Source organism: Paracoccaceae bacterium Fryx2, assembly GCA_032334235.1.
In the GTDB taxonomy this organism is placed as follows: Bacteria; Pseudomonadota; Alphaproteobacteria; order Rhodobacterales; family Rhodobacteraceae; genus JAVSGI01.
Genome location: JAVSGI010000003.1, coordinates 171,376 through 184,309 on the forward strand (window position 1 = coordinate 171,376; position 12,934 = coordinate 184,309).

General features: G+C 67.2%; 14 protein-coding genes. 8 read left to right on the forward strand and 6 right to left on the reverse strand.

Translation table 11 applies throughout. The annotated features are described in order from the left end of the window. Window positions 1–27 precede the first annotated feature (27 nt). The 8 genes from arsA to RNZ50_01775 all read left to right on the forward strand — a co-directional run bounded on the left by arsA (window position 28) and on the right by RNZ50_01775 (window position 6,701). Entirely contained in the window at window positions 28–1,779 is a 1,752-nt protein-coding gene (gene arsA, locus RNZ50_01740) for an arsenical pump-driving ATPase (protein ID MDT8853773.1), read from the forward strand. Between the two features lie 21 nt (window positions 1,780–1,800). Next, the gene (arsB, locus tag RNZ50_01745) at window positions 1,801–2,877 is read left to right on the forward strand and encodes an ACR3 family arsenite efflux transporter (GenBank protein ID MDT8853774.1); all 1,077 of its coding nucleotides are present in this window, start codon (window positions 1,801–1,803) and stop codon (window positions 2,875–2,877) included. Between the two features lie 330 nt (window positions 2,878–3,207). Then, window positions 3,208–3,498, forward strand: coding sequence for a metalloregulator ArsR/SmtB family transcription factor (locus RNZ50_01750; protein ID MDT8853775.1), 291 nt, complete (start codon window positions 3,208–3,210; stop codon window positions 3,496–3,498). After that, window positions 3,495–4,559, forward strand: coding sequence for a permease (locus RNZ50_01755; GenBank protein MDT8853776.1), 1,065 nt, complete (start codon window positions 3,495–3,497; stop codon window positions 4,557–4,559). Before RNZ50_01750 ends, RNZ50_01755 begins: the two co-directional genes overlap by 4 nt. A gap of 11 nt (window positions 4,560–4,570) precedes the next feature. Beyond that, window positions 4,571–4,801 (forward strand): thioredoxin family protein, encoded by a 231-nt coding sequence (locus tag RNZ50_01760; GenBank protein MDT8853777.1) that lies wholly within the window; start codon window positions 4,571–4,573, stop codon window positions 4,799–4,801. 11 nt (window positions 4,802–4,812) lie between these two features. Further along, complete coding sequence (locus RNZ50_01765) at window positions 4,813–5,271, forward strand: rhodanese-like domain-containing protein (GenBank protein ID MDT8853778.1); 459 nt, start codon at window positions 4,813–4,815, stop codon at window positions 5,269–5,271. A 128-nt stretch (window positions 5,272–5,399) separates the two neighbouring features. Further along, window positions 5,400–5,804: an OsmC family protein gene (locus RNZ50_01770; protein ID MDT8853779.1), complete on the forward strand. Its 405-nt coding sequence runs from the start codon at window positions 5,400–5,402 to the stop codon at window positions 5,802–5,804. Between the two features lie 3 nt (window positions 5,805–5,807). After that, on the forward strand, window positions 5,808–6,701 hold the full coding sequence (locus tag RNZ50_01775; GenBank protein ID MDT8853780.1) for a cation diffusion facilitator family transporter: 894 nt from the start codon (window positions 5,808–5,810) through the stop codon (window positions 6,699–6,701). Between the two features lie 271 nt (window positions 6,702–6,972). On the opposite strand, the gene phnE (RNZ50_01780) is transcribed toward RNZ50_01775, so the two are convergent. The 6 genes from phnE (RNZ50_01780) to RNZ50_01805 form a co-directional block, all read right to left on the reverse strand. After that, window positions 6,973–7,782 (reverse strand): phosphonate ABC transporter, permease protein PhnE, encoded by an 810-nt coding sequence (gene phnE / locus RNZ50_01780; protein ID MDT8853781.1) that lies wholly within the window; start codon window positions 7,780–7,782, stop codon window positions 6,973–6,975. Beyond that, complete coding sequence (gene phnE / locus RNZ50_01785) at window positions 7,779–8,588, reverse strand: phosphonate ABC transporter, permease protein PhnE (protein MDT8853782.1); 810 nt, start codon at window positions 8,586–8,588, stop codon at window positions 7,779–7,781. Before phnE (RNZ50_01785) ends, phnE (RNZ50_01780) begins: the two co-directional genes overlap by 4 nt. Continuing rightward, a complete protein-coding gene (phnC, locus tag RNZ50_01790) occupies window positions 8,588–9,406 on the reverse strand; it encodes a phosphonate ABC transporter ATP-binding protein (protein ID MDT8853783.1) in 819 nt (272 codons plus the stop codon). Before phnC ends, phnE (RNZ50_01785) begins: the two co-directional genes overlap by 1 nt. 67 nt (window positions 9,407–9,473) lie before the next feature. Further along, window positions 9,474–10,421, reverse strand: coding sequence for a phosphate/phosphite/phosphonate ABC transporter substrate-binding protein (gene phnD / locus RNZ50_01795; GenBank protein ID MDT8853784.1), 948 nt, complete (start codon window positions 10,419–10,421; stop codon window positions 9,474–9,476). Window positions 10,422–10,676: 255 nt separating this feature from the next. After that, window positions 10,677–11,834 carry an MFS transporter gene (locus RNZ50_01800; GenBank protein MDT8853785.1) on the reverse strand — a complete coding sequence of 386 codons (1,158 nt, stop codon included), beginning with the start codon at window positions 11,832–11,834 and terminating at the stop codon, window positions 10,677–10,679. Between the two features lie 34 nt (window positions 11,835–11,868). Further along, complete coding sequence (locus RNZ50_01805; protein ID MDT8853786.1) at window positions 11,869–12,918, reverse strand: permease; 1,050 nt, start codon at window positions 12,916–12,918, stop codon at window positions 11,869–11,871. Window positions 12,919–12,934 lie beyond the last annotated feature (16 nt).

The window sequence follows — 12,934 nt, forward strand, 5'->3', positions numbered from 1 at the left end:
CCGCAACGAGCGGCGAAAGGAATTGCCATGTTCAACGATCTGCCCAGATTCGTCTTCCTCACCGGCAAGGGCGGCGTGGGCAAGACCTCGCTCGCCTGCGCCACCGCGGTCGGCCTCGCCGATGCGGGCAAGCGGGTGCTGCTTGTCAGCACCGACCCGGCCTCGAACGTCGGTCAGGTCTTCGGGATCGAGATCGGCAACCACGTGACCCCGATTGCCGCCGTCCCCGGGCTGGAGGCGCTGGAGATCGACCCCGAGGGTGCCGCGGCCGAATACCGCGAGCGGATCGTCGGGCCGATGCGCGGTGTCTTGCCCGAGAAGGCGCTGAAGGGGATCGAAGAGCAGCTCTCGGGCGCCTGCACCACCGAAATTGCCGCCTTCGACGAGTTCACGGCTCTGCTGACCGATGTCGCGGTGACGGGTGCCTACGACCACATCATCTTCGACACCGCACCGACCGGCCACACGATCCGGATGCTGAAGCTGCCCGGCGCCTGGAGCGGTTTTCTGGAAACGGGCGGCGACGCCTCGTGCCTCGGGCCGCTGGCCGGGCTGGAAAAGCAGCGCACGCGCTATGCCGCCGCGGTGGACAGCCTGTCCGACGCCGCCCGCACGCGGCTGATCCTTGTCGCCCGCCCCCGCGTCAGTTCGCTGGCCGAGGCTGCGCGCACCAGCCGCGAACTGGCGGATATCGGCATCGGCAACCAGCATCTGGCCATCAACGGGTTGATGCCGGATGACGACATGGGCGATGCGCTGGCGGCAAGCCTGATCGCGCGCGACCGTGCGGCGCTGGACGGCATGGACGCGCACCTGGCCGCGCTGCCGCAAACCCGGTTTGCGCTGCGCCCCGAGAACCTCGTGGGCCTTGATGCGCTGCGCCGGATGAACATGCCCGTGACCCTCGCTGCGGCCGTGTCTCGCGTGGCCGACGCCGACCTGCCGCCGCTTTCGGCGCTGGTCGACGGGATCGAAGCCGCAGGCCGCGGGCTGGTGATGACCATGGGCAAGGGCGGCGTCGGCAAGACGACCATCGCCGCCGCCGTGGCGGTGGAACTGGCGGCGCGCGGGCATGAGGTGTTGCTGACCACCACCGACCCGGCCGCCCATCTGACCGAGACGCTGGCGGGCGACGTGCCGCACCTGACCGTCAGCCGGATCGACCCCGAGGCAGAAACGCAGACCTACCGCGACCATATCCTGGCCACGAAGGGTGCCAGCCTCGACGCCCAGGGCCGGGCGATGCTGGAGGAAGACCTGCGCTCGCCCTGCACCGAGGAGATCGCGGTGTTCCAGGCCTTCAGCCGGGTGATCCGCGAGGCGGGGCGCAAGTTCGTGGTGATGGATACCGCGCCCACCGGCCACACGCTGCTGCTGCTGGATGCCACGGGGTCTTACCACCGCGATGTGCTGCGCCACGCGGGCGAGAATGCCAGCCACATGACCACGCCGATGATGCGGCTGCAAGATCCCGACAAGACCAGGATCCTGATCGTGACCCTGCCCGAGGTGACCCCGGTTCTGGAAGCGGCCCGCCTTCAGGAGGATCTGAAGCGCGCCGGCATCACGCCCTGGGCATGGGTCATCAACGCGAGCCTCGCCGCGACCGGGACCACGCATCCGGTGCTGGCCGCCCGGGCCGCGACCGAAGCGCCGGAAATCGCATCGGTCCGGGAAAAATTGGCCACCCGCCATGCCGTGGTGCCGATGCTGGCCGAAGACCCGGTGGGTGCGGAACGCCTGCGCGCCCTGGTCGGCCGCACGCCCGCGATGGCCTGAACCCAGGAGGACGACACCCACATGTCTGCATTTGAACGCTATCTTTCGATCTGGGTCGCGCTGGCGATCGTCGCCGGTCTCGCCCTTGGACAGATCGCGCCGGGGCTGGTGAACTTTCTGGCGTCGCTGGAATACGGCTCGGTCAATTTCGTCGTCGCCGCGCTGATCTGGGCGATGGTCTATCCGATGATGGTGGCTGTCGATTTCCGCGCGCTCGCGCGGGTGCATGAACGCCCCAAGGGGCTGATCATCACGCTGACGGTGAACTGGCTGATCAAGCCCTTCACCATGGCGGCCCTTGGGGTTCTGTTCTTCGACTGGATCTTTGCGCCGCTCATCGAGCCCGGCACATCCGGCCAGTATATCGCGGGCCTGATCCTGCTGGGGGCCGCTCCCTGCACGGCGATGGTGTTCGTGTGGTCGCAACTGACGAAGGGCGATCCGAACTACACCCTGGCGCAGGTGTCGCTGAACGATGCGATCATGGTCTTTGCCTATGCGCCGATCGTCGCGCTGCTGCTGGGGGTCACCGACATCACCGTGCCCTGGGCGACGCTGATCCTGTCGGTCGGCCTTTACATCGTGATCCCGCTGGCGGCCGGCATCGTGACGCGGATGCTGATGACGCGGGGAACCACGAGTCCCGCCGCCGCAGAGGCCGCGGTCGGCGCCTTCACGGCAAGGGTGAAACCGTTCTCGGTTGCGGGCCTGCTGGCGACGGTCGTCCTGCTGTTCGGCTTCCAGGGCTCCGTGATCCTGAGCCAGCCGCTGGTCATCGTGATGATCGCGATCCCGCTTCTGATCCAGTCCTACGGTATCTTCGCGATTTCATACTGGGCGGCGAAGGCCTGGCGCGTGCCGCATAACGTGGCCGCCCCCTGCGCGATGATCGGAACGTCCAACTTCTTCGAACTGGCCGTCGCCGTGGCCATCGGGCTGTTCGGGCTGAACTCGATCGCGGCGCTGGTCACCGTGGTGGGCGTGCTGGTCGAGGTGCCGGTGATGCTGAGCCTCGTGTGGTTCGCCAACCGGACAAGGGCCTGGTTCCCGGCCGAGGAAACTCCCATCCGCGCGCCCAAACCCAAGGAGCAAAGCTGAAGTTTCGCACCGCGTGCCACCCTGCCCTGTCCGAGGCGCGCATCGGTATCTCGCGTCGTCGGTCCGGGCCGCCAGAAGACGTGGCACCGGATCATCCCCGAAACGGCCCGCAGCGGGCACCGGCACAAGGCCACGCCGGGCCGGGCGCGCGGGCGGGTCATCATGCTGTTGCCTGAAGCCCTGCCGGGGGTGAGAACGGCGCCGGGAACGGGAAGCTGGCCCGGGTGCGATGCGCCATGCTGCGTCAGGATGTCCGGCCATCGCATTCCGATTGACGCATGTGTTCTGCGGGTATATTTGCGCCTTGACGCATAAGCGCAGGAGTATCTCATGCCCATCGCCGTTCTTTCCGCCCTGGCCGAACCGACCCGCCTTGGTGCGATCCGCATCCTTGCCGATGGTGGCGAGCATTGCGTCTGTGACCTGATGGCCCGGCTTGATGCGACGCAAAGCCGGATGTCGCGGCACATGCAGATCCTGAAGCAGGCGGGTCTGGTGACGGATCGGCGTGATGCGCAATGGGTGCGCTACCGGCTGAACCCCGCCCTTGCCCCCGCCTCTTGCGCCATTCTGGAGGCGGTGCTGGCCGCCGCCGCACTCGAAGAAAGGATTGCCGCATGAACGCGGACATGACCACGCCGTCCCATCCCGCTCCGCGCCGCGACTGGGTGTGGCACGTCGGACTTGTGGCCTTCGTCGCCGTCTGGTGGCTGGTCTATGGCCAGCTGGTCCCCGTTGCGGAATGGATCACGGCGCTGTTTCCGGTGGAGCGCGACAGCCATGCAGGCAAGGCGATCGCGTTTTTCCTTTACGACGTGCCCAAGGTGATGATGCTCTTGACGCTGATCGTCTTTGCCATGGGCGTGGTGCGCAGCTACTTCTCGCCCGAACGCACGCGCGCCATGCTGGCAGGCAAACGGGAAGGCGTCGGCAATGTTCTTGCCGCGGGACTGGGCGTGATGACGCCATTCTGTTCGTGCTCGGCGGTGCCGCTTTTCATCGGGCTGGTGTCGGCGGGCGTGCCGCTGGGTGTGACGTTTTCCTTCCTGATCGCGGCGCCGATGGTGAACGAAGTGGCGCTGGCGCTGCTGTTCGGGTTGGTTGGCTGGAAAGTCGCCCTGACCTACGCCGCCTTCGGCCTGATCATCGCGATCCTTGCCGGCTGGGTGATCGGCAAGCTGAAGCTGGAAGGCTGGTTGCAGGATTGGGTGCGCGACATCCACTCTGGTGCGACGGCACCCGACGCCGTCGATGACGCGCCCCGGACCATGGTGAACCGCTACCGCCTTGGCGTCGAGGCGGTGCGCGAGATCTTTGGCCGGGTCTGGATGTGGATCATCCTCGGCATCGGCATGGGCGCGCTGATCCACGGTTATGTGCCCGAGGCACTGATGGCCCGCATCATGGGGGCGGATGCCTGGTGGTCCGTGCCCGCCGCCGTCCTGATCGGCATTCCGATGTACACCAATGCCGCCGGGGTCATCCCGATCGTCGAGGCGCTTCTGGGCAAGGGTGCGGCGCTGGGCACCGTGCTGGCCTTCATGATGGCCGTGATCGCGCTGAGCCTGCCCGAGATGATCATCCTGAAACAGGTGCTGACCCTGCGCCTGATCGCGGTCTTCGCCGGCGTCGTGGGAACGGGCATCCTGGCCGTCGGCTATCTGTTCAACTTTCTGTTCTGAAAGGACAAACCATGGAAATCAAGGTTCTGGGCCCCGGCTGCGCCAAGTGCAAGGCGACGGCCGACATGATCACCCGCGTGGCGGCCGGGGCGGGCAAGGCCGTGGAGATCGAAAAGATCGAGGACATGCGCCAGATCGTCGGCTTCGGCGTGATGACCACCCCCGCCGTCGTGGTTGGCGGCAAGGTCGTGCACAAAGGCTCGGTCCCGTCGCATGACCAGGTGCTGGCATGGCTGACGTGAGGGAGGCCGCGATGAACGAAGTCACCCGGAAAGACCTGACCGAAGCGCGCGAGGTTTGCCCCACCTCGTCGCAGCGGCTGCTGAAGGCGGGCGCGCTGCTGGTCGATGTGCGCGAGCCGACCGAAGTGGCGCAGGTTGGCTTTGCGGGCTGCGAGGTGGTGAACATCCCGCTCAGCCAGTTCGAGGATCGCTGGCACGAGGTGCCGCGCGACCGCGACGTGATCCTGGCCTGTGCCGTGGGCGAGCGCAGCCTGAAGGCCGCCTATTTCCTGATGTATCACGGCTATACCCGCGTCACGAACATGCGTCCCGGCATCGGCCGCTGGGTGGATCGCGGCTTCCCGGTCACCGGCGCGGCAGGCGGCGTCTCATCTCCGGCGTCGGCTTCCACCTGCTGCGGCGACGATGCGCCCACCGCGACAGGGCCATCCTGCTGCGGCGGCTCGCCCGCGACCGGTAGCTGCTGCTGATGAAGGCCCTTGTCGGGGATAAGCATCGCGGCACATTTCGCACGGGGCGTTGATCCGGCCGGTGCGGATGGCTGGACCAGTCTGCCTTCGCCGATCTGAAACAGTCCGACACAGATGGAGTTCGAATGATGCTGGAATACCGCGTTTCCGCCCGCCGCATCGACAGCCACGGGTCCGAGGCCACCGCCAAACAGGCGCGCATCACGCTCGATACCGACATGGCCGGGCGGCCGGATGCCTTCAACCCGGCCGAGATGCTGCTCGCCAGCCTTGCCGCCTGCATCCTGAAGGGCACGGAACGGGTGGTTCCGATGCTGGAGTTCGATCTGCGCGGGATCGAGGTTACCCTGCACGGCATCCGCCAGGACAGCCCGCCGAAAATGATCCGCATCAGCTATGAAATCACGGTGGATACGGGCGAAAGCGACGCCCGCCTGAACCTGCTGCACAAGAACCTGCAGAAATACGGCACCATCTACAACACATTGGCGGGTGCGACCGAGCTTTCCGGCACGATCCGGCGGAAAGGCTGACCCATGGCACATGATCACGCGCACACCCCACCCGCCGACCTTGGCCCGGCCTTCCGCTGGGCCGTGGCGCTCAACACGGCCTATGTCATTGTCGAGGCGACGGCGGGGTTCATGACCGGCTCGCTCGCACTGCTGGCCGATGCTGCGCACAATCTGACCGATGTCGCGGGGCTGCTGATCGCCTGGGGGGCTGCGGTGCTGGCCAGGCGCGCGGGCAGTGCCACCTACACCTTCGGCTATGGCCGCGCCACGATCCTTGCCGCCATGCTGAACGCGGTGGCCATCCTGATCGGGGTGGTCGTGGTGGTCTGGGAGGCGGCGCACCGCTTCCAGACCGTGGTCGAGGTGCCGGGGCTGACGATCCTGCTGGTGGCGCTGGTCGGCATCGGGGTGAACAGCGGATCGGCGCTGCTGTTCATGAAATCGCAAAGGAACGACCTGAACGCCAAGGGGGCCTATCTTCACATGGCGGCGGATGCGGCGGTGTCGGGGGCGGTGGTGCTGGCGGCGGCGGGGATCATGCTGACCGGCTGGCACTGGCTTGACCCCGCGGTGGCAATCGCGGTCAGCCTGCTGATCGCAGTTACCGCCTGGGGCCTGCTGCGCGACTCGCTGCGGCTGGGGCTAGACGGCGTGCCCGAGGCCATCGACCGTCAGGCCGTGGCAGACTGGCTGGGCGCGCAGGCGGGCGTCAGCAACGTGCACGACCTGCACATCTGGGCACTATCCACCACCCGCACGGCGCTGGCGGTGCATCTGGTCTGGGATGGTGCGGATCCCGATGCCTTCCTCGATTACGTCACGGACGAACTGGAGCACGACTTCGCAATCGCCCATGCCACCGTGCAGCTTGAACGCGCGCCCTGCGAACGGGCGGGCACCTGCCTCGCCGCCTGACGTGAATGGCCGCCCCCAAACCGCCGAAAGCCATGTTTCCGGAAGCGCGTTCCGGTGATGCGGCCCGGCACCCATCGCTGATCGGATTTTTCTTCCACGGTCTCGTTTGCGCGGGTCGGGTCGCCCTGCAACAGGCGCGTCGTTCGAACCGCGCGCCGGATGCGCAAAGGCCCCCGCAGGCAGCGGCACCAGTGCCGTGGCACCGATCGGGGAAAAGCGTCTGGTCATTTTCCGCCTTCTGGTCGGGCCATGCAGGGGCATGGCGGGCCAGTCAGATGATGGCTTGGCGGACCCTGGCGGACACCCATTCCGACAGGATGACGGTGGCGAGGATCACCAGCAGGATCATGGTCACCTGCGGCCAGGCGAGCACGTTCAGCGAGCCCTGGAGTTTCAGGCCAAGCCCGCCCGCCCCCACAAGGCCGAGGATCGCGCTTTCGCGGATGTTGATGTCCCAGCGGAACACGGTGATGCCCCAGAAGGCGGGCAGCACCTGCGGCACGATGGCATAGTCAAGGATCTGCGCGCGGCCGGCCCCGGTGGCGGTGACGGCCTCGACCGGGCCGACATCGACTTCCTCGATCGCCTCGTAAAGCAGCTTGCCGATGAACCCGATCGAGCGCAGGCCGATGGCGATGATACCGGCCAGCAGGCCGGGCCCCATGATCGCCACCAGCAGCAGCGCCCAGATCAGCGAGTTGATGGAACGCGAGGCCACGATCACGAACAGCGCCACGGGCCGCAGCACCGCCGCCGAGGGCGTGGTGTTGCGCGCGGCAAGAAAGGCAACCGGCACCGCCAGGATCACGCCCAGCACGGTGCCGAGCGTCGCCATGTTCAGCGTGTCCCACAGCGGCACCATCAGTTCGGGCAGGTAGGACCAGCGTGGCGGCATCATTCGGCTGCCGATGTCGGCGGCCTGTCGCGGCGCGTCCCAGACAAAGGCCCAGATCGTGCCGCGGTTCATCACCTGCCAGCAGAAGACGAACAGCGCCACCAGCGCGAACCAGCCGGCCCAGATCAGCAGGGCCGTGCGCGGCGTGCGCCTGCGCCAGACGGCGGGAGGGGCGGTATCGGTCATTGCAGGAACTTCCGCAGGTAGGAGGAGCCGTATTCCGACACCATCACCAGAGCGATGATGATCAGCAGGATCGCCCCGGCGCTGTCATATTCATAGCGATCGATGGCGGTGTTCAGGGTGGCCCCGATCCCGCCCGCGCCGACGATCCCGATCACCGAGCTTTCGCGGAAGTTGATGTCGAGCCGGTAGAGCGACAGGCCGATCAGCCGCGGCATGACCTGCGGCTGGATCGCATAGTTGATCATCTGTGCCCAGGAGGCGCCGGTGGCGCGGATCGCCTCGGCCTGCGCCTCGTCGATGTCCTCGATATCCTCGGCCAGCAGCTTGGACAGGAAGCCGATGGTCCCGAAGGCCAGCGTCAGGAACCCCGCGAACGGGCCGAAACCGAACATGGCGACAAAGAAGATCGCCACGATGATCTCCTGCAGCGCGCGGCTGGCGGCGATGATGCCGCGGCAGATATAGTAGACCCAGGCCGGGGCCACGTTGCGCGCCGCCCCGATGCCGATCGGCACCGAGATCAGGATGCCCACCACCGTCGAGGTCAGCGTCATCGTCAGGCTTTCGACCAGCCCGTTCGAGATGTCCTTCCAGCGCGAGGTGAAATCGGGTTGCAGGAAGCCGCCGACGAACCGCATCCCGCGTTCCCAGCCCTGTGCGATCCGGGCCCAGTTGGCGTCGATGCTGCCAAGCGCCAGCACCAGATAGATCGCGGCCCCCCAGAACAGCACGACGCGCCACAAGGAGTTGGTGAATATCTGTGGCGGCCGTTTCCAGCGCGCGGGGTAAGCGGCGGGGGCGGCCATCAGAGGATCGTCGCCATGCGCCGGGCGGCGTCGCGGTCGGCGGCGGCGTCCTCGTCGCTGCCCTTGCGCATCGCGGCCCAGTCCTCGGCGCCGTAGATCGATGTCAGCGCCTCGTGCGTCAGCTGGTCGGACGTGCCGTCGAACACCACGCGGCCCGCGCGCAGGCCGATGATGCGCGCCACGAACTGCTGCGCCAGGGGCACGTCATGGATGTTGACGATGGCGGGCAGGCCGGCCTCGTCGCAGATCTCGATCAGCAGGCGCATGATCTGGCGGCTGGTCTTGGGGTCAAGGCTGGCGGTCGGCTCGTCCACCAGCAGCAGTTCGGGTTCCTGCGCCAGTGCGCGCGCGATGCCGACGCGCTGCCGCTGCCCGCCCGACAGCGCATCGGCGCGCTTGTCGGCCTGATCCATCAGGCCCACCCTGTCGAGCAGGCGATAGGCGCGACGGATGTCGTCCGCGCCAAAGCGGCGCGTCAGGCTGGTCCAGAAGCCGACGTAGCCCAGCCGCCCGGACAGCACGTTTTCCATCACCGTCAGGCGCTCGACCAGCGCATATTCCTGAAAGATCATCCCGATCCGCCGCCGCATCCGGCGCAGATCGCCCGTTCCCAGCCCTGTGATCGGCTGGCCCGACAGCGTGATGCTGCCCGAAGTGGGTTCAACCAGCCGGTTGATGCAGCGGATCAGCGTCGATTTCCCGGCACCCGAAGGGCCGATCAGGCCCACGACCTGCCCCTTTGGCACGGCGAGGGTCACGTCCGACAGCGCCTTGTCGCCGGTCTTGTAGGTCTTGGTCAGGCTGGCAATTTCGAGCATCTGTCCCCGCCGCAAATGAAACGCGCGGGCGGAACCTGTCCGTCCGCGCGGGTTCTGTCAGATCAGGTTACTGGCAGGCGTAGGACACGCCGGTGGCTTCGTCGATCTGCCGGATCACCGCCCAGTTGTCCTTGAAGGTGATCGGGATGAACTGCTCTTCGCCGGACTTGGAGAATTCCTCGGCCAGGGTGGAGCCTTCCCACGGGAAGCCGAAGAAGCCCTCCTTGATCTTTTCCTGCAGTTCCGGCGTCAGGTTGTGCGCCACGCCGTAGCCGGTGGTCGGGAAGGTTTCCGACTTGTAGATCGAGACCACCTGATCGGCATTGATCACGCCACGCTCGATCATCCGGGCCATCACCGAATTGGCGATGGCGGCGGCCGGATAATCCTTGTTGGCCACGCCCAGCACCGAGTTGTCGTGCTTGCCCGAGAACACCGGCTCGAAATCGGTGCCCGCGACAAGGTTGTATTCCGCCTTCAGCAGGGCCGACGGCGCCTTGAAGCCAGAGTTCGAGGTTTCGGCCGTGAAGGCCAGCTTCTTGCCCTTAAGGTCTTCGACCTTTTCGATGCCCGAACCGGGATGGGTGATGATCTCCATCTCGTAGCCGAAGCTGCCATCCTTGGCCGCCATCATCGCGAAGGGGCGGAAGCCCGCGCAGGCCACCGCCAGCGGGTTCGAGCCGGTGTTGAAGCCGGAAATGTGCAGACGGCCCGCGCGCATCGCCTCGATCTGGGCGGCGTTGCTGTCGATCGGGAAGAACTGCACCTTCTTGCCGGTGACGCCTTCCATGTGGGTGATGAAATCGGTCCAGGCCTCGGCATAGACCGCCGGGTCCTCGACCGGGGTATAGGCGAAGATCAGCGTGTCGGGATCGACCAGTTGCGCCGCATCGGTCGGGATGTCGGCGATCATGTCACCGTCGGCATCGGCATAGCGCGCGTCCAGCTTGAACTCGGCCAGCGCCGGGGCGGCCAGGCAGACAAGCGCGGTCGCTGTCATGATGTGTCGCAGCATCTCGGTCTCCTAAGGTTAATTCCCCGGACCGCGTAGCGCTGTTTTGTGACAGGCACGCGACACGGTGGGTATGCGCCGGCGGGTTTGCTGCCCGCTGCCGATCAGTTGAACCCTCGGGTCAAGTTCAGCCGGGTCGTTGCGCCCGGTGGTGGAGCAGGTGAGGCGTGGTCGCCCTGCACCCGGTGCCGGGAAATCCTTTGGCACCGAGGCACAGGCGAACGCGGCGGTGGCGGCAGTCTCACCGGCAGAGCAGCACTACGCCCGCCTGAGGAAGAACAGCGCCACCAGCGCGGAAAGTCCGACCCCCGCCGTCAGCCAGACGGCAGAAAGCCCCCAGGCCGAAAGCGCGGCCCCGAAGATCAGCGGCGCCGCCGCCTGCAGGATGCGGGCCGGTGCATTCAACCAGCCGAGGCGCCGCCCGTATCCCGCCGCGCCGAACAAGGCCAGCGGCAGGGTGCCCTTCGCGATGGTCAGAATTCCGTTGCCCGCGCCATGCAGCAGCGCGAAGGCATAGGCGGCCGGGCCGCCGAACGTCACCAGTGCCACGGCCGCCACCGGATGCGCCGCGGCCGCAAACCGGGTGGAGACAAGCGGGTGGAACCGGCGCAGCAGTCCGAATTCCAGCACCCGTGCCGCCACCTGTGCCGGGCCGATCAGCGCGCCAGCCGCGATGGCCACGGCTGTGCTGGCCCCGGCCTCCTGCAGCAGCCCCGGCAGATGCGCGGCCATGGCGGTCGAATTGAACCACGTCGCCGCGAAAACGAAGGCCAGAAGCACCAGCGCCATGCGCGGCGGAGGCGCGCGTTCCTCGGGTCGCGTATCGGGCCCGACCACCCTTTCGGTCGCCTTTGGCAGCAGGGCATTCAGCGGCAGGGCGAGGCAAAGGTGAATCAGCGCCCAGCCGACGCAGGCTTCGCGCCAGCCCCAGGTTGCCAGCATCAGACCCGACAGGGGCCAGCCCACGGTGCTTGCAAACCCGGCGATCAGCGTGATTCCGGTGATCGGCCCGCGCGCGTCCTTGCCGTAAATCCCGGCCAGCGTGGCGAAACCTGCCTCATAGAGGCCAATTCCCATGCCGACCCCGATGACCGCCCATCCGGCAAACAGCACGGCGGGCGATTGGGCCAGCGCCAGCAACCCGAGGCCGGCCGCGAAGACGAGGTTGGACAGCATCAGCACACCCCGCCCGCCAAAGCCGTCGATCCGCGCCCCGGCCCAGGGGCCGATCATGGCAGAGACCACCATCGCCATGGAGAAGGCTCCGAAGACCCAGACCGGCGACAGGCCAAGATCCTGCGCCATCGGCACCGCCAGAACGGCGGGGATGTAATAGCTCGACGCCCATCCGACCGTCTGGGCGGTGCCGAGAGCGGCAACGACATGGCCGCGCCGCCCCGGGGAAAGTCTGGCCATCATCCGGCGGGCGTCAGGATGGAAGTCCGCGCCCTCATGCCATGCTCCAGAACTGGAACAGAAGCCCCGACAGGAAGGCGCCCGTCAGCGACAGCGCGAGGTAAAGCGCAAAGACCTGCGGCCGGGCCAGTGCCCAGACCGCCATCGCCGCGGGGATCGACGTGACACCGCCTGCAACCAGAAAGGCCAGCCCCGCCCCCGGCGCCATGCCCTGCCCGATCAGCCCGCCCACCAGCGGCAGGGCAGCATATCCGTTCAGATAGGCCGGGATTCCCACCAGCGTCGCCGTGACGATGGGAAGCAGCCCCTCGCCGCCCAGCACGGCCGTCACCGTCTCGGCCGGGATCCAGGCCAGCATCAGGCTTTCGAGGATGAAGGCCAGCGTCAGCCACTTCGCCAGGAAAAGCGTCGTGGTCCGGGCGGTCTTGCCGAACCGGGCACGGCGTTCCCGGTCCTGCCAGAAGCGCCAGACCACCGGCTTTGGCACGCGCACCCTCGCCCCCCCGCAGCCGCCGTTGCCGACGCCCTCGCGCAGCGGGTCCGCCAGCGCGCCGCGGCGCGACAGAAAATGCACCACCAACCCGCCCAACACCCCCAGCCCGATGGCGGCCATGGTCTTGGCCACCGCGAATTCCAGACCAAGCACCCCCGCCGTCAGCACGAACATCGACGGGTCCATGATCGGCGACGCCAGCCAGAAGGCCATGACCGCCGAAAGCGGCACGCCCATCGCCAGCAACGCCGCGATCAGCGGAATGACCCCGCAGGAACAGAAAGGCGAGATGGCCCCCACCAGCGCGCCCAGCCCGATCATCAGAAGCGGGGCGCCGGTGAAGGCCCGGGCGATCAGGTTGTCGGCCCCCGTCGCACCCGCCCCTGCGGCGATGGCGATCGAGAGCACCAGAAAGGGCGCCGTGTGCCACAGGGACGCCCCGGCAAACAGCGCGCTGGCTGCGGCTTGCGGCGGGTCCACCACCACCAGTGCCAGAAGGATCAGCGCCGACACCAGCCAGACCCGCTCGCCTTGCCAGAGATGCCGCAGGACAGACCGGAGGCCGGTCGGGAAAAGTGTCGCGTCAGTCATCACCAAGACTCCGGGT